At 39.9% G+C, this 21,037-nt stretch carries 18 protein-coding genes and 1 pseudogene; 11 read left to right on the top strand and 8 right to left on the bottom strand.

Features of this window, described 5'->3' with window-relative positions; all coding sequences use genetic code 11:
- Positions 1-21: 21 nt before the first annotated feature.
- A complete protein-coding gene (locus R2S57_RS05570; RefSeq protein WP_316844075.1) occupies positions 22-1,113 on the bottom strand; it encodes an acyl-CoA desaturase in 1,092 nt (363 codons plus the stop codon).
- 514 nt (positions 1,114-1,627) lie between these two features.
- Positions 1,628-1,798, bottom strand: coding sequence for a hypothetical protein (locus tag R2S57_RS05565; protein ID WP_316844074.1), 171 nt, complete (start codon positions 1,796-1,798; stop codon positions 1,628-1,630).
- Between the two features lie 437 nt (positions 1,799-2,235).
- On the opposite strand from R2S57_RS05565, the gene R2S57_RS05560 reads away from it, so the two are divergent.
- Positions 2,236-4,842 (top strand): hypothetical protein, encoded by a 2,607-nt coding sequence (locus R2S57_RS05560; protein ID WP_316844073.1) that lies wholly within the window; start codon positions 2,236-2,238, stop codon positions 4,840-4,842.
- A 41-nt stretch (positions 4,843-4,883) separates the two neighbouring features.
- Here R2S57_RS05560 and R2S57_RS05555 read toward each other — a convergent pair whose 3' ends face one another.
- On the bottom strand, positions 4,884-5,078 hold the full coding sequence (locus tag R2S57_RS05555) for a hypothetical protein (RefSeq protein WP_316844072.1): 195 nt from the start codon (positions 5,076-5,078) through the stop codon (positions 4,884-4,886).
- Positions 5,079-5,279: 201 nt separating this feature from the next.
- Here R2S57_RS05555 and R2S57_RS05550 point away from each other — a divergent pair, with 201 nt between their 5' ends.
- The 3 genes from R2S57_RS05550 (at position 5,280) to cysM (ending at position 7,511) form a co-directional block, all read left to right on the top strand.
- A complete protein-coding gene (locus tag R2S57_RS05550) occupies positions 5,280-5,657 on the top strand; it encodes a response regulator (protein WP_316844071.1) in 378 nt (125 codons plus the stop codon).
- A 154-nt stretch (positions 5,658-5,811) separates the two neighbouring features.
- On the top strand, positions 5,812-6,624 hold the full coding sequence (locus R2S57_RS05545) for a serine O-acetyltransferase (RefSeq protein ID WP_316844070.1): 813 nt from the start codon (positions 5,812-5,814) through the stop codon (positions 6,622-6,624).
- Between the two features lie 14 nt (positions 6,625-6,638).
- Positions 6,639-7,511, top strand: a complete 873-nt coding sequence (gene cysM / locus R2S57_RS05540) for a cysteine synthase CysM (RefSeq protein ID WP_316844069.1) — start codon at positions 6,639-6,641, stop codon at positions 7,509-7,511.
- A 7-nt stretch (positions 7,512-7,518) separates the two neighbouring features.
- Here the strand turns inward: cysM and R2S57_RS05535 are convergent, their stop codons facing one another.
- From R2S57_RS05535 to R2S57_RS05525, 3 genes are all read right to left on the bottom strand, one after another.
- Entirely contained in the window at positions 7,519-7,908 is a 390-nt protein-coding gene (locus R2S57_RS05535; protein ID WP_316844068.1) for a two-component system response regulator, read from the bottom strand.
- 10 nt (positions 7,909-7,918) lie between these two features.
- Positions 7,919-8,236 carry a hypothetical protein gene (locus R2S57_RS05530; RefSeq protein ID WP_316844067.1) on the bottom strand — a complete coding sequence of 106 codons (318 nt, stop codon included), beginning with the start codon at positions 8,234-8,236 and terminating at the stop codon, positions 7,919-7,921.
- Between the two features lie 544 nt (positions 8,237-8,780).
- The gene (locus R2S57_RS05525; protein WP_316844066.1) at positions 8,781-10,370 is read right to left on the bottom strand and encodes a 7TM diverse intracellular signaling domain-containing protein; all 1,590 of its coding nucleotides are present in this window, start codon (positions 10,368-10,370) and stop codon (positions 8,781-8,783) included.
- Between the two features lie 155 nt (positions 10,371-10,525).
- Between R2S57_RS05525 and R2S57_RS05520 the strand changes: the two genes are divergently transcribed.
- Positions 10,526-12,139, top strand: a complete 1,614-nt coding sequence (locus R2S57_RS05520; RefSeq protein WP_316844065.1) for a Na+/H+ antiporter — start codon at positions 10,526-10,528, stop codon at positions 12,137-12,139.
- Positions 12,140-12,245: 106 nt separating this feature from the next.
- Positions 12,246-13,526: an ATP-binding protein gene (locus R2S57_RS05515; protein ID WP_316844064.1), complete on the top strand. Its 1,281-nt coding sequence runs from the start codon at positions 12,246-12,248 to the stop codon at positions 13,524-13,526.
- Here the strand turns inward: R2S57_RS05515 and R2S57_RS30480 are convergent.
- Positions 13,504-13,668: pseudogene (locus R2S57_RS30480) on the bottom strand (helix-turn-helix domain-containing protein); the annotation flags it as partial. The gene R2S57_RS05515 and the pseudogene R2S57_RS30480 overlap by 23 nt on opposite strands.
- Positions 13,669-14,245: 577 nt before the next feature.
- Between R2S57_RS30480 and pxpB the strand changes: the two are divergent.
- Genes pxpB through R2S57_RS05490 form a run of 5 tightly spaced genes read left to right on the top strand, consistent with a single transcriptional unit; the run spans position 14,246 to position 20,525 of the window.
- Positions 14,246-15,013: a 5-oxoprolinase subunit PxpB gene (gene pxpB / locus R2S57_RS05510; protein ID WP_316844063.1), complete on the top strand. Its 768-nt coding sequence runs from the start codon at positions 14,246-14,248 to the stop codon at positions 15,011-15,013.
- Positions 15,010-16,014: a biotin-dependent carboxyltransferase family protein gene (locus tag R2S57_RS05505; protein WP_316844062.1), complete on the top strand. Its 1,005-nt coding sequence runs from the start codon at positions 15,010-15,012 to the stop codon at positions 16,012-16,014. The genes pxpB and R2S57_RS05505 overlap by 4 nt, the downstream gene beginning before the upstream one ends.
- Positions 16,011-16,772 carry a 5-oxoprolinase subunit PxpA gene (locus R2S57_RS05500; protein ID WP_316844061.1) on the top strand — a complete coding sequence of 254 codons (762 nt, stop codon included), beginning with the start codon at positions 16,011-16,013 and terminating at the stop codon, positions 16,770-16,772. Before R2S57_RS05505 ends, R2S57_RS05500 begins: the two co-directional genes overlap by 4 nt.
- On the top strand, positions 16,769-17,953 hold the full coding sequence (locus R2S57_RS05495; RefSeq protein ID WP_316844060.1) for an NRAMP family divalent metal transporter: 1,185 nt from the start codon (positions 16,769-16,771) through the stop codon (positions 17,951-17,953). Before R2S57_RS05500 ends, R2S57_RS05495 begins: the two co-directional genes overlap by 4 nt.
- A 10-nt stretch (positions 17,954-17,963) precedes the next feature.
- Positions 17,964-20,525 (top strand): M1 family aminopeptidase, encoded by a 2,562-nt coding sequence (locus R2S57_RS05490; protein ID WP_316844059.1) that lies wholly within the window; start codon positions 17,964-17,966, stop codon positions 20,523-20,525.
- A 265-nt stretch (positions 20,526-20,790) separates the two neighbouring features.
- Here R2S57_RS05490 and R2S57_RS05485 read toward each other — a convergent pair whose 3' ends face one another.
- Positions 20,791-20,925: a hypothetical protein gene (locus tag R2S57_RS05485; RefSeq protein WP_316844058.1), complete on the bottom strand. Its 135-nt coding sequence runs from the start codon at positions 20,923-20,925 to the stop codon at positions 20,791-20,793.
- Positions 20,926-21,037: the final 112 nt, after the last annotated feature.

The following is a 21,037-nucleotide window of genomic DNA, read 5'->3' as shown; positions in this document are numbered from 1 at the left end:
ATTTGTTACTCCAAAAAAGAATTAGCTGCTTAGCGGCTCAGGTCTGCCCATTCGTTTTAAAATACGGTAATGGGAGCGGAGCGCCGATAGGAAAGTGCTGTTTTCGTGATAAGGTAAGCCAAATTCTAGAGCGGTTTGTTTTACGATGCCCGATATTCTTCCATAATGAACATGACATATTTTCGGAAAAAGATGGTGCTCAATCTGACGGTTTAATCCACCTAGAAAAAAGGCTGGAACGGGAGAATGGGTGGCAAAATTAGCCGTGGTACGCATCTGATGTTCGGCCCAGGCTTCTTCCATATTTCCTTCTGCATTGGTTAAAGGGAAAGTTGTTCCTTCTACCACGTGTGCCAATTGGAAAACCAAACCCATGGTTAAGCCTTGGGCCATATGTAAAACCACAAAGCCAATTGCGATTTGCCACCAGCTAAGCGGCATAATCAATATGGGTAAACCTATAAAAATGAAATAGTATAGAAACTTGTAAAAAAACAGGTTAAAGTATTCGATTTTTGGATGTGTATTCTGACAGGCACCAACACTTTTCTGGAAAAACTTTTTATAATCCTTACGGAACACCCACGAAAGTGAGGCCAGGCTGTACAAAGGGAAAGCATACCATTGCTGGAAACGCTGGTGTGGCTTTAACTCATCTTCGGTACAGATGCGGATGAGGCCCGGTGCCACTTCAATATCTTCATCATGCCCCGGAATATTGGTATAGGTATGGTGTACCACATTGTGGGTAATGTTCCAAACGTATGGATTGGCCCCAACCATATGGAACAGAAAACTAAAAAATGAATTGGTGCGTTTAGAACTCGAAAATGAGCCATGAATAGCGTCGTGGCAGATGTTAAAACCAATAAATGCACAGGTAGTGCCCAGTAAAATAGTTAAGCCTAATAGTACGGTAGGGTGGATGGGTAAAAGTAATATGCTCAGGTAAAGCGCCAGAAATATGCTCAGGAAAAGACAGGCTTTAAACCACATCAGCACATTGGCATTGGTACTTCTATTGTTTTCTTTAAAGTCGTTGTTTACCCTGCGGCGAACCTCAGCGTAAAAGGTGTTCCCCGGTAAACAGGGGAATTTTGCTTTTGATTTCATGATCTTGTGCTCTTATCTACCCCATGTACAAGGGCGATACTCCAAGTTCATTAAGCTTTTTGTTTATTAGGGCTATTGCCCAGCTTGTAATATAAACGTAAACCCAACAGATTTAGTTCTTGGCGAAGATAATAACTTTAATGGTGCATACACCCGTGTTAAATGTTAAATTATGATACCCATTTTTAACAATTAAAAGCTTAGTCAAGCTAAAAAAATGGTGGCAAAAAGGGTAGGTTAGGGAAATGTCATCGCGTTAAACCCTTGTCGCAGGCAAACATAATTTCGCTACAGATATGGAGAATGCACACACCTGCCCAGCCGTTCAGGCGGGGATACGTGAAATTTGTGTTCATCTGTGGTTAAAGATTCTTCATGTAGTCACCTTGGAGGTTGGGGAGATATTTGAGTAGGCTTAATGAGGGACCTAAATAATAAGAAGAGAAAAACTTATTGCATTGCAGTTTAGGCCGGGTGATCATTTCACCGGGAATCTAAATCATTTTAAAAAAGGCTACTCACTGTAGTTCCTCTTATCAGCAGCATAAACATGGTACCAGATGTACAGAATCCATATTAATACCACGGTGCTATAAACCAATTCAGGATCAAATGCATCCTGTGTAACCAATAGCGCAATGGAGGAGATCAGGGCAGTCAGGAAGAAATAAAGAATATTTTTCATAACGTACTGATTTAATGAATGTTGGATTTAGTAAATATAACGAAATATCTCTTTCTAACCAACTGTTTTAAAAAATAATTGACCAGAATATGATGAAAGTGCTTTATTGATCTATTTGTAAGGTGTTTTTTGTTCATTTATTTGTTTTTTAACAGGTTAAGTGAATAATAAGCGTTTATTATTATTCATTTAGATGCAGATTGTATTTACTGAAAGCAATTGGCTTAAATTCAAAGGTGTATTTGTCTTAGAAGACGTTTGTAAAGATGTTTTACTTTAAAACGGATCAGATTATTGTGGGTAAACAGTTTTGAAACCAATAAATAGTTGTAATTGGTTAAGAAGCGCATAAAACAACACAAAATTGTGGCATAAGAGAATTTATATTTTTTTGTAAGTTTACGCGACAACTAACCAGAAAATAATAACACACACAAATGATTAAATTTTCTTTAAGCTTAATTTCTTTTACATTAGTTTTTTTTGGACTAAAAGGCTTTTTTAGCGAACCGAAGATACCACAGGTATCCCCTCCCGAATTAACCATTACCAACTTTGCAGGTCCCGATGTTACGCCTAGTCCGGCATGTTTGGCCGTTGCCCCAACCGGAGAAGTGTATGTTGGGGTGGATATGATCGGCTCCTTGGGAAAAGATCAGGGTAAAGGCCATATCCTTAAATTAATTGATAAGGACAACGACGGTAAAATGGATCAACACATCGATTTTGCCGAAGTGGATAATCCCCGGGGCATTATTGTACAGGGAAGTCAGGTATTTGTATTACACACCACTTTTTCGAAAGAAACGAAACAGGCTACAGGCATGAACTTAGTCGTTTTTGAAGATAAAGACGGTGATGGAAAAGCTGATGGACCAGAGAAACCATTAATCGAGCACATCAGCAATGCCAAATATATCCGTGAGCGTGGTACCGACCATGCTACTAACGGTATCAGAATGGGTATTGATGGATGGATTTACATTTCTGTTGGAGACTTTGGTTTTCATGATGCTGTAGACCGCTCAGGTAAAAAACTAACCATGCTTGGCGGTGGGATTTTACGTGTTCGTCCGGATGGAACCGAGATGGAAGTATTTACACACGGTACACGTAATGTATACGATGTGGCCATCGATCCATATATGAATGTTTTTACCCGCGAAAATACCAACGATGGTGGCGGATGGAACGTTCGTTTCTCGCACCACATACAATCTGGAGAATACGGCTACCCGGTTTTATTCCAGAATTTTACAGATGAAATTATCCCTGCATTGGCCGATTTAGGCGGAGGATCGGGCACTGGCGCATTATTTATGGACGAACCAAACTGGCCAGAACAATATAACCATGTACCCATGATGGCCGATTGGGGTAGAAGTATGCTGTATATCCACCGCGTTACCACCGATGGACCAACCTTTACCCAAAAAGATGAAGAGTTTATTAAACTGCCTCAAATTACCGATCTGGATGTGGATGGTTCCGGAAGACTTTACCTTTCTGCATGGGATGGCGCCGGATATTCAGGAAGCCCCGATAAAGGATATATTGTTCGTGCCGTACCAAACAACTGGACGTACAAAGCTTTTCCGGATGTTAAAAAAGCCTCAATTAAAAAATTAACTGAACTGATTAAATCAAATAGTGCAGTGGCACGTCTTACCGCTTCCCAGGAACTGGTGTTGCGCAATGATAAACAGGCGATCAACGCCGCTTTAAAAATTGCTTCCGACCAAAGTTTAGCACTTGATGTTCGTGTGGCTGGAATATATACTTATGCACAGCTCACCAAAGAAAATGGTATTGCTACATTGGTCGACTTTACCAAAGATAAAACTTTGCGCGAATTCGCTTTAAAAGCACTTGCCGATCGTAAAGCCTATATCGATAAAGTACCGGTAGAACCATTTTTAGCAGGTCTTAAAGATTCATCACTACGGGTACAGGCAGCTTCCATAATCGGTTTAAACCGTTTAGGCAGGGCGGAAGTAGCCAATGTGCTTTTGCAAACCAAAGTGCCAGCTTCTTTTACTGCACCTGCAAAAGGTACAGAAGGACCGCATGCTTCACCAAATTCGGCCATTATTTTACCACATTTAGCCGTACGCGCTTTAGTAGACCTTAATGCTGTGGATGCTTTGCTTGCCGCAGTTAAAACTGAAAACGCTACCCTTGCACTTTGGGCATTGCGTTACATCCATAGTGAAAAAGCGGTGAATGGCTTGATAGAAAGTTATAACCAATCGAAAGATGCAAAATTGAAAGAACAGATCCTGGTTACTTTAGGCCGTTTATATAAGAAAGAAATCGCTTATGATGCTTCCTGGTGGTGGGGTACGCGTCCGGATTCTCATGGGCCGTATTTTAAAGCCGTTTCGTGGGAAGGTTCTCCTATCATTGAGAAATTTTTGAAAGAAGAAGCTGTAAAAGCAGGTGCGCAGGGAAAACAGTTTTATGTGGATTTAAATGCGCGCCAGCGTATGGACATCCCTGAATTTTCTGAAGAAGAAAAAGTAGCGGCCGCAGAGGAGCCTAAAATTGATTTAGAGAAAATTAAAAACCAAAAAGGTCAGGTGGGGAAATCATCTATCGAAGATGTACTTTTAGCCATTAATAAATTACAGGGCAACCCGTTAAAAGGCAGAAATATATTCAATAACCAAGGTTGTATTACTTGCCATAGCTTAAGCAGAGGTGAAAAAATGAAAGGCCCGTTTATGGGGCAAATCGGTTCGATCATGAACCGCGAGCAGATTGCCGAATCGATATTGAAACCTAGTGCTTCTATTTCACAGGGTTTTGCATCGGTATTGATCACTGCAAAGGGAGACCGTACCTATATGGGCTTTATTACTGAAGAAACAGCTGCTAAGGTTGTATTGCGTAATATTGCCGGAGAGGTTTTTACCATTAAAGCAGGTGATATTTTGACAAGAAAAGAAATGGAAAACTCGATGATGCCAGAAGGCTTGGCCAATTCTTTATCATATGAAGAACTAGCATCGCTGGTTACATTTTTGTCTGAACAGAAAAAATAACTGATCATAGCATTTCCGATTCCATGATGCAATCGGAAATGCTATTTTTCCTTGTCCCAATTCCTGCGGATGATAATCAATTCCCCGTTAACCAGCAGAAATACATAACTGGAAAGACTTATTGATTTGAAGATTGCAATGCGGTATACCAGGCCGGACTGCTTTTCAAAGGTAATTTCCTCCCCGATATAAATATTATCCAGCTCCTTTGTGCTTGTCTCTCTCGTAATCAACATGTAAAGGTAACATTGTCTTTCGCATCAGGGTTTTGGAAAAAACCAATCTTTTCTTCAAAGGCGTGGCTTGCCGTTATAATGCACCAATAATTTGAATATATATCACGTATAAATACGCGATATTGGCCCACAAATGGCATATTTACAGATTTTTGGTCTTTAAAACGGTATATTGTAGCACCATGCTATAAATAAAGTATAATGCAGAGAATATTGATTGAGGAAACCGATGAGGCTATTTTAGAAGTACTCAAAATTGCATTAGAAGAAGAAGGTTTTATTACTTTGGGTACTCTGGGTTTCGATCCAGGATTTATGGAAATGATCAATGATTTCAGGCCTCATGTGATCATTTTAGATTACAGGCTAGATGATGCGGAATCGGCCCGGGTTTGCCAGGAGATCAAAAATAAATATCCATATGTTCCTGTTCTGGCATTAAGCTGTAATTCAAACATTCATTTGGCTTACGACATTCATGGCTTCGACGATTATATCAGAAAACCATTTGATTTAAATATACTCTATAAAATACTCCGCAAACACATTGCTGTTTCTATGCAGCATATTAGCCGCTAGTCAAATTTTTCCATCCCTTTTTATTGTTAATATCAGGCAATTTTTATCATAAAACTGTGCAATTTGTTTTGGTTTAAAAAAACAAAACTTACATTTAGCGATTAAATCTATATACCTAGTCGATGAGCAGATCGGAAAGGTATAACCACCAGTTATGGAAGACTATTTTTTTGAGCAAATTTTTAAAAACCCCCAACAACAACCAAATATTCCACCAAATGTAGTGATATCGCTTTGGGCTGAAAGATTAATTCAGGTACTTTTCCCTGAAAATGCACCCAAAGCATTTTCGAGTGTAGAGGAAGTAAAAGAGTATATTAAAGTTTTAGAGCTGGAACTCTATGATATCATATCGGTGAGTTGCAAGCTAAAAAACAGTGAATGTAAAAATGCTGCAGGTCAGTTTTTTGCAGAGCTGCCAGAACTTTACAGGGTATTAAATACCGATATTGTGGCCATTTACGAGGGTGATCCGGCAGCGCAGAGCAGGTTCGAGGTCATTAGAACTTATCCGGGTTTTTATGCGATCTGTTTTTACCGGATTGCCCATACGCTTTTCAACTTTGGGATACCGCTGGTGCCACGCATTCTTACCGAATATGCGCACTCTAAAACAGGTATCGATATCCATCCGGCAGCCAGTATCGGCGAATATTTTCACATCGACCATGGTACAGGGATTGTAATCGGCGAAACCAGTACAATTGGCCGTTATGTAAAGTTATATCAAGGGGTAACATTAGGTGCCTTGAGTGTGAAAAAAACATTAGCAGGCAGTAAACGCCATCCAACGGTAGAAGACAGGGTGGTGATTTATTCCGGAGCAACCATATTGGGCGGTGAAACCGTTATCGGGCACGACAGCATCATTGGAGGAAACGTATGGCTTACTGAAAGTATCCCTGCTTTCTCTACCGCCTATCATTCGCCAATCGTTACCATTAGAAACCATAAAGAAACGAGTTAAATATATTATATAATATGGCAGGAATAATCGATCTGATTGGAAATACGCCAATGGCCGAGTTGCAAAAGCTGAATGTCAATCCAGCAGTAAAGATTTTTGCGAAATTAGAAGGTAACAATCCCGGAGGAAGCGTTAAAGACAGGGCATCGCTCAATATGATCAGAAGTGCGATAGAACGTGGTGAAATCACTCCAGGTACTAAACTGGTTGAAGCCACCAGTGGTAATACTGGTATTGCACTGGCTATGATTGCAAGTTTATACAACCTGGATATTGAACTGGTAATGCCAGCCAATTCTACACGCGAACGTAAGGTAACCATGGAAGCCTTTGGTGCCAAAGTAACGCTGTTAGAGAGTATAGAAGATTGCAGGGATTATGCAGAAGAAAAAGGGGCTACCAAAGGACATTTCCTGCTTAATCAATTTGCCAATCCGGATAATTATCTGGCGCACTATAAAAGCACAGGACCTGAAATATGGAAAGATACTGAAGGACAGATTACGCATTTTGTAAGTTCTATGGGTACTACGGGTACCATTATGGGCTGTTCACGATATTTTAAAGAAAAAAATACTGCTATTCAGATTGTGGGCTGTCAGCCAACGGAAGGCTCATCAATACCTGGAATAAGACGCTGGCCGATAGAATATCTGCCTAAAATTTTTGAACCAGAACGCGTAGATAGGGTGATGGATATTGCGCAAGAAGAAGCCACGGCCATGTCGCGGAGAATGGCCAAAGAAGAAGGTTTGTTTGCAGGCATGAGTTCGGGTGGGGCCTGTGCTGCTGCTTTAAAACTGGCGGGCGAAATGGATAAGGGCACAATTGTATTTATTGCCTGCGATCGTGGAGACCGCTACCTGAGCAGCGACCTCTTTGGTTGATCTTAAGTTAAGTTTGTTCAGCTTTTTTTGCTATCAGTATGCTTACCTTATTGACTATGGTTTCCATTTCAAAAGGTTTTTCGATATAATCATCCCAGTGGGGCTTGTAAAAATTGCACTTGTTTATGCCATTCCGCGACGACATGAGTAAGATCGGAATGGTTGCATATACAGATAGTTTTAATTCTTTACATATCGCCCGTCCGTCGGTAATGCCCAATAGAATATCGATTAAAATAATATCTGGGCAGAAAATGGCTATTTTACGGTGTAAATCCAAGGTGCTGGAAAGATCCATTACCTCATAACCTTCAAATTCGAAGATCATCTTTATCGCATCAAGCGTTGCAGGATGATCTTCGATAATCAATATTTTTGGCTTGTTAGAAGAGCGCATTTTTTAGTATTTAAGGGTAGCTGAACTTACCGGTACCCCGTTTTTTAATTAAGAGTTCAAATATTTTAGAATCTGTTCTGGTGAGACTATCGAGCGAGTTGCGCAAACTTTGGTTTACGAGACTCAAATTGGTAAACATGGTTCTCAAAGTTTCATTTTCATCCCTCAGTTCCAAAAGTTCGTTGGCTATGCTGCCAAAATCCCTGATCCAGGAGTCAAAACAATTTTTGTCAATTTCTAATGCGGCATAAATTTCTTCGGGTTCTCTACCATTGTAAAATTCCTGAATACTGCCAATAATCATGGCAGGTGTACTGTTCAATTTCATAGTTTGTTTTTATACTGTGTGCAGCAGGTTAAACCGTCCCGTGCTTAAGCCTTCTACGGCACAGCATGATTTTAAAGGTTTATTATAGAGATAGGGACAAAGAAATGGTGTGTTTAAGTAGAATCAAAATTTTTGTCTACGCAGTAATACGCAGTGTTTTTAAATGTTTGTTTTTCAGGTAGAAAGATAAAATCAAGTATAGGTGTGGTTATTCATGATATATGGTTTTTGGTGAATTAACGTTGTTTAAATAAGCCATGCCGTCAGTCGTGTAACAAATCATCCCGGATAAGACCGTTTCTGGCGACATGGCTAAAAAATGAGTACAACATAGACAAAAAGCATTAAGTCTATTTGCTTAATAAACGGTATCGCACCGCTTGCACTCTAATAAGCTATATGCAAAGAGGATGCGGTAGGTGATTCTGCCAATACGCACTTATACGCACGATGTTGTAAGTGGTTGTTTTAAAGTATTTTATATTGTAGTTGGTGACTGGCTCTGGAAATAAACTGAAAAAATGTAGTTGTGCAATTTTGTATGCTATTTAGGACGATTGGAGAGGCCTAACATCCAGATGTGCATATTTGTTTCACCATCTATACCCAGTTTTTTACGTATTCTATACTTCCGGCTTTCTACGGCACGTACGCTTAGTTTGCAGGTACGGGCAATTTCTTTTGTGTCGAAATTTAGCCTGATGTATGCACAAAGTTCTAATTCTGCAGGAAGTAGCTGTGGCGAAATCTCCAGATGTGCATGTATAAAAACAGATTCGGTTTCGCGGAATCTTTTCATAAACGATGGATCTTTGGCATGTGCAAGTTCGGTAAGCGCTTTTAAGGAGAAAGGTTCAATTGGTACTATGGCTTTTTGGTAAAGCTGTTTCCGGTAACCTTCCATCTGTTCCTGGAGGAGGCTACGCTGTTTGCGGAAATGTGCATTATGACGGGCCAATAATCTTAATCTTTGACCAAAAAGACCAAGACTGATCAATATTCCTTCAATTATACCCGAAAAGGTGAGCAGGTTAAAACTATAGGATTGAAAGGGGATGAGCTCCATCAAGCTAAAAACAAGATAAATTGATACCAGTGCCACAGGAATCCAGCCCAGCGCATAACACCAGATGAGGGGGTTCTTTTTGGCATAACCGCGAATAACAATCAGCTTAATACTGCTAAACAGAAATAAAATGGAGGTTAATAGAAATAAGATCTGTGTAAGTGCATTGGTAAAGGTTCTTACATCCCATAAAGAACAGAAGATAACTGAAGCCCAACCGACGATTAATAGGTTGAAAATTTTATGGAGCTGTGGCAGTTGACGTTTAATCTTTAAAAAATGATTATTAAAAAGAATGGTACAGATATAACCCAGCGCGATAAAAACGTAAGCATGTAAGAAAATGAATTCTGCTACATAATGGCCAAGCAGTAGCCCATAGCCCTGGAGATAGCAGGCCATAGCGATGAAATAGAGCAAAATGATCCTTGCAATATACAAGGAGAAAAGTTTGCTCCGCGTAATGATGAACATAAAAACATGAAAAATCAGAATCATCAGCACAATGCCTAAATAAATAAACTGAATGCTATACACCCTTATTAAAGCGTGGTTTAAAACGGGTTCTGTAACCAGTTTTACCGGGAGAAGGAGTGTATTCATTGTGCGTGCCCGGAGGTATATTTCGCCTACGGGCCCTTTTACCTGCTGTAAAGGAAATACATAGCCGGTGCCTAAAACTGCATCATTTTGCTGCACGCCAAACATATCAGAACGGATTTGCTTTACTACGCCAAACTTATCCCGATAAAATAGACTGATCGAATCGATACTTGCATAATCAATAAAAAGATAGGGCTGTGTTAGAGCATTTCGACTAAAACGGAGCTTCATCCACCACACTTTACCGCGTGTGCCGCCATTAAAAATCGCTGATTTCCCTTTGGTAAAACGTAATGTCTTAAATTGTTCTACCGCTTCGAACTTTGTTGTGCCCAAACTGTCCTGCCAGAAATATCCTGCTTTGCCAACGTTCACAAAAGTTTGTTTCTCGACCTGTATAGCCGGTTGAGCCATGCAAAGATTGCTTTCTATAAAGAAAGCGATAAGCATAAAAATGGTCCTCATTAATAAAACCAATGTAAAAGAGTTGGGATGACTTATTACAGGGGAGAAATTATAGCTTTATAATAGAAAATCCAAATTTTATCTGAAAAAAGAACACAAAGGCAATAGTTTGCGATTCATTCCAAATTTGTATTTTAGAGCAACTCTGATATTTTATGCACCAACTCATCATACAATACGCTTTTTTGCTTGCTGTAATTCTTTTTGTGGTTATGCTGGCCCAAAAAATCCGCGTCGCTTATCCCATATTATTGGTTATTGCCGGTTTGGCCTTAAGTTTTTTACCTATTCTTCAGGACATTGAGATTGAGCCTGAACTTATTTTTGTGATTTTTTTACCACCCTTGCTTTACGAAGCCGCCTGGAATACCTCCTGGAAAGATTTTTGGAAATGGCGTAGGGTAATCAGCAGTTTTGCTTTTCCCATTGTTATTTTTACCTCAACTGTTGTTGCTTTTGTTTCCAGAAGTTTAATTCCGGGTTTCACCCTGGCGCTGGGCTTTTTACTAGGTGGTATCATTTCTCCGCCCGATGCGGTATCGGCAACAGCCATACTTAAAAATGTAAAGGTGCCTAAAAGGCTAACCACGATTCTGGAGGGCGAAAGTTTATTGAATGATGCCTCCAGTTTGGTGGTATTCAGGTTTGCATTGGCTGCGGTAATGACGGGCAGTTTTGTATTTAGTAAAGCTGCAGGCAATTTTGTAGTGGTTATTGTAATGGGGATTCTGGTTGGCATTGCTGTAGCATTGGTTTTTTATGCCCTGCACCGCTGGTTGCCTACTACCACAAATGTTGATATTATCCTTACTTTTTTAACACCTTATGTAATGTACATGACCGCAGAGGAGTTTCACTTTTCTGGTGTATTGGCTGTTGTAAGCGGAGGTTTGTTTCTTTCTGCCCGCAGAGATCAGATTCTTACCCATCGAAGCCGTTTGCAGGGCATTAACGTATGGGAGGCCGTGGCCTTTGTGCTTAATGGTTTTGTTTTCCTGTTAATTGGTTTAGAGTTTCCGGTTATTATCAATGGATTAGGACAAGATGGTCTTTTGCCTGCCATCCGTTACAGTGCCATTATTTGTTTGGTGTTGATTTTGGGGCGCCTGGCCAGTACTTACGGTGCCTTGTATTTTACACGTTTCATAAGCCGGTATATTACCACAGCCGATCCGAACCCAAGCTGGAAAGCACCATTGCTATTTGGCTGGGCAGGTATGCGGGGCGTAGTTTCGCTTGCAGCAGCACTTTCTATCCCTGTGGCTTTAAAATCGGGCGAAGCTTTTCCTCAGCGTAACCTCATCTTGTTTATTACCTTCAGTGTAATATTGGTAACGCTGGTTCTACAGGGATTAACCTTACCCGCACTCATTAAATGGGTAGATATGCCCGATCCTGATTATACGGTTTCCTTTGAACAGCAGAAGCAGATGGTGCGGAAAAAACTTTCCATGTTATCGCTTAAAATACTCGATGAAAAATACCTTGATGCATTGGAACATAACGATATGATTCGGTCGATCAAAATCCGTGTGGAAGCCGAAATGGAGTTATTAAGAGATTGGGAGCGTGAAGATAATACTATAAGGGCTGAAGGGTTTTACCACGACTATCGCATTGCGCTCGAAGATATCATGGCAGAACAACGCACCTTACTTAAGGGATTGAATAAAAAGGAACAGATTAACGATGAGTTGATCAAAGAACAGTTAGAGTTACTCGATCTGGAAGAAGAAAAATTACGAAGGCATTTTAGTCAGCACGATTAATGCACACACGGGATAACATTACGCTTTTGTTGATGTGTAAAACTTATACAAGCCTTAGCTAAAAGCATTGAAATATTGTGATATATTTGCTAATTAATTTAGTAACATGTCGGTAAAGGTTAATATCACTTCCAAAGGAATACAAAAAGTACTTAAAAACTATAATGAAAAACAGGCCATTGCCGAGTACATCTGGAATGGTTTTGATGCCAATGCCGATACCATAAGGGTTGATTATGTAGCGAATGCTTTAGGGCTACTGGAAAGTTTAGCCATTGCTGATAATGGTTACGGCATTAATTTCGATAGTTTACAGCAAAAATTCGATCCCTTTTTTGAGTCAGAGAAATCACTTCAAATCGTTGCGCCAAAACATACTTCGAAAATGCATGGGCGTAATGGGGTAGGAAGGCTTACCTTTTTTACTTTTGCGCACGATGCCGTTTGGAGAACTTCTTACCAAACGGAACAGGGTTTCCAGCAGGGCGCAATACAGATCAGTACCGGTGGGTTAAACAGTTATAGTCATGATTATACGGCAGCGCCGAGCGAAAGTGGTGAAACAGGCACAACGGTTTCGTTTACTAATCTTCGTATCGGCCAACAAGAGATGGAAGAAATCGTGCTTCCATTTTTAATCAACGAATTTTGTTGGTTTATAGAGCTGAATAAACACAAAAACTATTCTATCATCGTAAACGGTGAAGCCTTAGATTTTAGCAGCAATGTTAAAACTTTAGAAGAGTTCAGTATTTTCTATCCCTATACAGCTGTTACTTTCAAAATTAAATATGTCCACTGGAAAGAAAACCTGCATAAAGAATTGTCCAAATACTATTTTTTGGCAGGAGGGGAAGAGATCTATAAGGATTATACCACACTGAATAAAAAGAGCGACGATTATTTCCATAGCGTTTATATTGACAGTGATTTCTTTCGCGATTTCGACTTCAAGAGTTTCGAAAACGAAGGTCAGGTGGCCATATTTGGTGCAGCAAAATCTTCTCCCGAGTACCGGTTTTTAATCAAAGAACTTACTGAATACCTTAAAGCTAAAAGAAAGCCTTTTTTAAAAGAATATGCCAATCGTTTGGTGGAAGGTTATGAGCAGGATGGGATCTTCCCGGCTTATGCATCGCAAACAGAGACGGAACAACATAAAACACCGCTGATTAATTTAATCAAGGCTTTGTACGAGCTAGAACCTAAATTATTCAGCAGCTTAAATACCGATCAGAAAAAAACTTTGGTGCGGTTAACCGATCTTTTATTGCGCTCAGGAAAAGAGGTGCAGTTATTTGAAATGTTTAGTGGAATGATCGAACTGGAGACTGACGAACATAAAGAGTTATCGGAATTGCTTCTTAATGAAGATGTTCGTGAATAAATATCTTGTGTTTGTAAATATTCAAAAAATCCAATAAATCTTTAGGAAAAATATCCAGTATCTTCGCGAGCTCAAAAATAGTTGATGGTTGAACATCAAATTTGCCATTCTCGATTTTTGAAATACTGCTATCATCAATATCAAAGTTTTTTGCCCTTTTATACGCTCAAAGTCTTAAGCTTATTTAACCATAAAGTAAATTAGTCTATATGGACGGTTCGTTATTCAATATAAATAACATCTGCTGATGCCAAAAGGAAGGCTATGTTGCAGATGAGCACTTTAATGCTTATATTTATATGTCGATGTATCTCATATTACTGATAGAGTACAGAAAATAAATACAAAAAAGACCTTTATCCCTAATAAAGGCCATTTTTCTGTCGTTTTAATATTCAAAATCATCCCAGGTTAACATCGTGTTACAATGCCCATTTAATTGGTTACATCATTAAAATAAAAAAGAATCCAGTTTTAAATGCATTTGCCCTACGGCTGCAGTCAAAATTAAATAGATGGTTTATTAATTGGCACGACTGCAGTTCGTAGGGTTTTTAACTCAAAATTATTTATAAGCCTTAAAGAAGCAATTTTATTTAAACATTTTCGTATACAATAGCTAATTATTGATGAATTTTAATAAACCTTTGCGATTTCGATATTATATAATCATTTTTATAGCTGAACCATAGTTTCTGTGCCATTGATGAAGGTAATTTATGTTAGATTTTGATCAGATTACTGATATGACTGAAGATGGGGCATATTTTGCATCTGATTATCCGGTTAATATTTATGGATTAAGTGAGCAATCGCTAACCGTTGAGTTTGGGGCGGTAATCACTGAAGAATTATTGAGCTTAATTACCGAATTTAACCAACTTTTATGGAGAAACCCTTTTCCTGGATTAATCACTACTATACCTGCTTACTGCACTTTGACTGTGTATTTTGATCCCCTTACGGTGCTGGGATCTGACCTTGCTGGTGCTTATTGTTTTGATAAAGTGTCTTCTTACCTCAAAAAGCTAGGGGAAACAAGAAGAGTGCACTCTAACACAGCGGCTAATCAATATGTAATACCAGTATGTTACGGTGGCAGTATGGGTGCCGATATATTTACCGTTTCCAAGGCAAATAAGCTTAGCGAAGCGGAAGTGGTTGAAAGACATACTTCGGCTCAATACACCGTATATATGATTGGCTTTGTTCCCGGTTTCGCTTATATGGGTGGCATGGACGCCAGCCTGGCAACACCCCGGAAGGCAGTTCCTGATGCGAAAATACCAGCCGGATCTGTAGGGATAGCGGGCATGCAAACTGGGATTTATCCGTTGGAAACACCCGGTGGCTGGCAGATTATAGGGAGAACCCCATTGAAAATGTTCGATGTAAACCGTTTGCAGCCGTCGTTATTAAAAGGTGGAGATATTGTTTCCTTTAAAGCCATTGGTTTTGAAGAATTTAATGCATACACCGAACGATGAGCATGAAGATCAGCATCATCAAACCCGGTTTGTTAAGTACCATTCAGGATATGGGCAGATATCACTATCTTTCGCAAGCTGTACCGGTTTCTGGTGCGATGGATCAGTTGGCTCATCGGTTGGCCAATAAAGCTGTTGGTAATGACGATCACTTAGCAACCATCGAGTTTACCTATGCCGACGCCTCATTTAAAGCTGAAACAGATGTTTTGCTTGCTTATTCTGGCGATGGTGCATTTCTGGTGTATAACGATCAGGTGATGCCTGCAGAAAAGCCACTGTTTTTTCCAGCAGGCGTTACCCTCAAATTGATCAATAATCCCATGGGGGTACGGACTTATCTCTCCATTGCGGGAGGTTGGGAAGTACCTGATGTAATGGAAAGTAAGAGCACTTATCTTACTGCTGGTTTTGGCGGTTTTGAAGGAAGAGCACTTCGGAAAGGTGATGTGTTGGATAATAATGATAGTTTAGCAAAAGTTTCGAAAGAGATACTCAATGAGCTTATTTATAGGGGTTTAAATTATCCAAACTGGCGCATCTCGCGAGAGAGTTTACTCCCTGAAAAAAGAAATACGATTAGGGTGGTATTGGCAAACGAGATTAGTTGGTTTGATGCCACGTCTATCATTTCATTTTTAACCCATACCTATACCATTGATATAAGGAGCAATCGGATGGGATACCATTTAAACGGTAAAGCCTTGGTTAGGCGGATTAAAAAAGAGCTGCTCAGCACTGCGGTAACCCCTGGCGTTATCCAGGTAACCGGAAGTGGTGAATTGGTGATTTTAATGGCCGATTGCCAAACAACAGGTGGTTACCCGCGGATAGCCCATGTTGCCTCCGTCGATTTGCCTTTATGTGCCCAGCTAAAACCTGGCGATGAAATCCGCTTTTCGGAAATATCGAGAGATGAAGCTGAAGAACTATATCTTGAACGTGAACGCGATTTATCATTGATTACTACGGCGATAAGCCTCAAATATATTAAAATATGAAAACCATTGATCTAAACTGCGACATGGGGGAAGCATTTGGAAACTATAGTATGCCCAATGATGAAAAACTGATGGACTATATTTCATCTGCGAACATCGCCTGTGGTTTTCACGCCGGAGATGCCGCTGTAATGCAGCAAACGGTAGCGTTGGCGGTTAAAAAGGGAGTGGCCATTGGTGCACATCCAGGTCTGCCTGATTTGCAGGGATTTGGCAGAAGGGAAATTAAGATTAGTCCCAAAGAGGCCTACCAGCTTACGCTGTATCAAATTGGTGCCTTAAGCGGTTTTGTAAAGGCAGCTGGTGGCAAGTTACATCATGTTAAAGCACATGGCGCATTGTATAATATGGCGGCCAAAGATGCGGCTTTGGCAAAAGCCATTGTTCTGGCAGTATATGATTTTGATCCTCGATTGATTTTATACGCGCTTGCAGGAAGTAAGATGATTAGCGAAGCGGAAGATAGGGGTATTGTAACTGCATCGGAAGTTTTTGCCGACCGCACCTACCAGGACGATGGTTTATTAACCCCCCGTGCTGCAGAAAATGCATTGATCAACAGTGAAGAAGAGGCCATTAAACAGGTATTAGATTTTGCCTTAAAACAAGAAGTAAAGAGTGTAAATGGGAATCGCATTGCCGTTCGGGCCGAGACCCTTTGTTTGCATGGCGATGGCGTGCATGCCGTAGCTTTTGCTAAATTAATATCCGAAAGGTTAAAAAAAGAAGGCATTTCGATTAAAGCACCGACAGCATGAAGCCAAAATACAATTGGAGTGTACTTTTAGGTGCCGCTTTTTTAATGGCTTCATCGGCCATTGGTCCTGGTTTTTTAACGCAGACTGCTGTTTTTACCCAGCAATTGGGTGCCAGTTTTGCTTTTGTGATCTTGTTATCCATCATATTGGATGCAATTGCACAGCTCAACATCTGGCGCATTATCGCCGTAGCGGATAAACCTGCACAGGATATTGCCAATAAAGTATTCCCTGGCTTAGGTTACTTCATCTCTTTTCTGGTTTTTTTAGGTGGCCTGGCTTTTAATATCGGTAATATCGCCGGGGCAGGTTTAGGTTTAAATGTATTGTTTGGCATTAGCGTTGGTCAGGGAGCGGTAATCAGCGCCATCATGGCCATCGGAATCTTCATTTACAAGGAAGCAGGTAAAGCCATGGATGTTTTTGCCAAAACAATGGGGCTGATTAAAATTGTATTGGCTTTGATTATCGCCTATACCAGTTCGCCACCATTGGCAGAAGCTGCACTAAGAGCAGTTAATCCAACGCAATTTAGTTTTACCGCGGTACTAACCATTGTAGGTGGAACGGTAGGCGGATACATTACCTTTTCGGGCGCACATCGCTTATTGGATGCTCGACAAACGGGGATACAGAATTTAGGTGCAGTAAATAAAGGGGCCTTAAGTGCAATAGGGCTTGCCTCTATTATGCGTTTGTTGTTGTTTATTGCGGCTTTAGGTGTGGTGAGTAAAGGTTTTGCTTTAGATCCTGCTAATCCTGCAGCTTCGGTTTTTAAACTGGCCAGTGGCGAAATTGGGTATAAGATTTTTGGTGTGGTGATCTGGGCAGCGGGAATTTCTTCAGTGGTAGGCTCGGCCTATACCTCAATCTCTTTTATCAAAAGTTTTCACCCCACCATATTAAAATACAATAGAGAAATCATTATCGCTTTTATATCCATTTCTTGTTTTATTTTTATCCTAATTGGTAAACCCGTTAAAATATTGCTTACGGTAGGCGCTATTAATGGCTTTATTCTGCCTATTGCCCTGGGGATTATGCTTGTTGCTGCCTACAAGACCAAAATTATCGCGAATTACAAGCAACCGCTTTGGTTAACGCTAACAGGTTTAGCTGTGGTGCTTACTATGGTTTGGATGAGTTATGGTACCATTTTACAGATGATTAACGGAGAATAATTTTTATACAATGAATACGATTACAAAATATTTTGGCTTTTTCTTGTTATGGAGTACTTCTTGTTTTGCGCAAAAGGCTACCCAGCACGTTGTGGTAGAACCAGGTGTATCTCTGGCGCTGGCAAGTTCCAGAAGTGCATCAATAAGCAGTATCCAGTACCAGCTTCATTTTAATGTACCCGCACAACAAACAGATGTAATTCAGTCAACGCAAAGTATTGATTTTAAATTAAATAAGTTAGCGCAACTACAAATAGACTTTAAGCAAAATCCGGACCATTTAAAGAAGGTTTCGGTGAATGGGAAAGCCATAGTTATTGATTTTAAAGAAGAGCATATTCTGGTTGATCAGAAGTATTTGAAGCTGGGTAACAACCAGATCGGAATTGAATTTATTGCAGGTAACGAATCATTAAACAGAAACAAGGATTTCTTGTATGCACTCTTTGTTCCGGATCATGCCCGCACGGTATTCCCGTGTTTTGATCAGCCCGATCTGAAAGCTAATTTTTTGCTTTCGTTAACGGTTCCAAACGACTGGAAAGTAATGGCTAATGCCATTAAAAAAGATTCATTGGCTAAGGGTAGTTCAGTTACTTATCACTTTAACAACTCAGATAAGTTGCCAACCTATCTGTTTTCGTTTACAGCAGGAAAATATACATTTATCAACAAGAAGATGAACAGCCGCAACATGGAGTTTCTATACCGTGAAACCGATTCGGCTAAGATCAAATTCAGTATAGATTCTGTTTTTGTGGCACACCGCGATGCGATCGATTTTTTAGAAGACTGGACAGCTATTCAATTTCCTTTTCAGAAAGTGGGTTTCGTTGGCATCCCTGATTTTCAGTTTGGTGGGATGGAACATCCTGGAGAAGTACAGTATAAAGCATCGGCATTGTTTCTGGATCAGGGGGCAACTAAAGATCAGTTTATTTCGCGCTCCAATCTGATTTCGCACGAAACGGCACACATGTGGTTTGGTGATCTGGTTACCATGAAATGGTTTAATGATGTTTGGATGAAAGAGGTGTTTGCCAATTTCATGGCCGATAAGGTAACTGAAAAGCTGATGGGCAAAAGTACCTTCGACCTTAAGTTTTTGCAGGATCATTATCCGGCAGCATATGGCGTAGACCGGACTTTAGGGGCTAACCCCATCCGTCAGCAATTGGATAACCTGCAGGAAGCCGGTTCGATGTATGGCAATATTATCTACCATAAAGCCCCGATTATGATGCGTCAGTTGGAGCTATTGATGGGAAAGGATAATTTTCAGAAAGGAATACGGGAATACCTTAAAAAATACAGTTATGGCAACGCTACATGGAACGATCTGATTGCCATTTTAAGTAAATACAGTAAAAGCGATCTGTATAGTTGGAATAAGGTTTGGGTAAACGAGCCCGGCAGGCCTGTTTTTAGTTATGACATTAAATACAATGGTAATAAAATAAGCGATTTCAGCATCAGTCAGAAAAGTGAAGTAGGTGCACAACGGGTATGGCCGCAGTCTTTTACCCTTAAACTCGTATATCCAGGCAGTAGTAAGGTTATAACGGTTAACGCCATGAATGCGAAAACAGTTTTAAATGAAGCGAAAGGCCTGGCGAAACCTCAATATATTTTATTTAATGCCAATGGCGCTGGTTATGGGCTTTTCCCAATTGATCAGCTTTTAATGGCCAATCTTTATGATCTGGCTGATCCTTTAGAACGGGCATCGGCTTATATCAATGTTTATGAAAATATGCTTTCGGGCAGGGGCAGTAAACCTGAGGAACTTTTAAATACATTGCTTAAAGGATTAAGTGTGGAGCAGAATGAAATGAACCTGAGGTTGCTCTCTGGCTACATGACCAATATTTACTGGACATTTCTGACTTCAGAAAAACGAAAAGCGATGCATGTTGAAACGGAGAAAACGATATGGGAAGCTATGGAGCAGCAGAAACCGGCAAATAATAAGAAAATTTTGTTCAGTGCCTATCAGAATGTATACCTGAGCGCAGAAGCAGGTAAAAGGATGTACAACATCTGGTTAAAACAATCGGCTCCTGAAGGAATCAAACTGTTGGAAGATGATTATAGCGCCTTAGCTTTAACCTTAGCCCTTAGAACCGATACCGCGAATAACATTTTGAAAGAACAATTGGCAAGGACAAAAAATGAGGACCGTAAAAACCGCCTGATTTATTTAATGCCCGCGTTATCGTTAGATGTAAAAGAAAGAGATGCTTTTTTCTATAGTTTAAAAGAGCGTAAAAACCGCCAGAAAGAAGCCTGGGTAACTACAGCCTTATCTTATCTTCATCATCCTTTAAGGCAAAATACTTCAGTGAACTATCTCCCTGAAAGTTTAAATTTATTAGCAGAGATACAGAAAACAGGGGATATCTTCTTTCCGCAATCGTGGCTGGCTGCTATATTTTCTAGCTATAATAGTAAAGAGGCAAATGCTGTGGTTCAGGGTTTTCTAAAATCTCATCCAGGATACAACCCCAAATTAAAAGATAAGATTTTGCAGACAACCGATCATCTCCGGAGGGCGCAGTTCATCATGCATTAAGCTTATCATAAATAATTTGTTCCACTAATTTAGTTAGGAAGGGGTAGACATTAATTTGTTTACCCTTTTCTTTTTTCAACGGGTGTTTATTTACTACGAATCGTCATGCTGAATTTATTTCAGCATCTTTTTTGCTGTAAAGACCCTGAAATAAATCCGATAGCAATCGGATATGGGTGACGCAAATATTAAATATAAAGCATATATCCCTTAAATGTCTAATTCTTATAAGGCAAAGCAATAAAATTCAATGTTATAATCAACCTTAATTAAAAGATTCCGTTTCGCTATTTAGGGTATCCAATAAACCAGTCAGTAAAATTTCTCTCTTATCTTCAATCGAAGTATCATCCTGGATGTAAACAGTTAGGTTTGTGTTTTCTGTCGCTTGAGTCTGCATTGGATTAAGGATTTATGTTTGTCAATTAAATGTCTATAATGATCTAACGTCGATTTTTAAATATAGTTTGTAACTTTTTTATTCGAACTTAGGATTGAGCAAAGAATAACTA

This window comes from Pedobacter psychrodurus, from assembly GCF_032678585.1.
GTDB lineage: Bacteria > Bacteroidota > Bacteroidia > Sphingobacteriales > Sphingobacteriaceae > Pedobacter > Pedobacter psychrodurus_A.
This window is presented reverse-complemented; position numbering and strand designations above follow the sequence as displayed.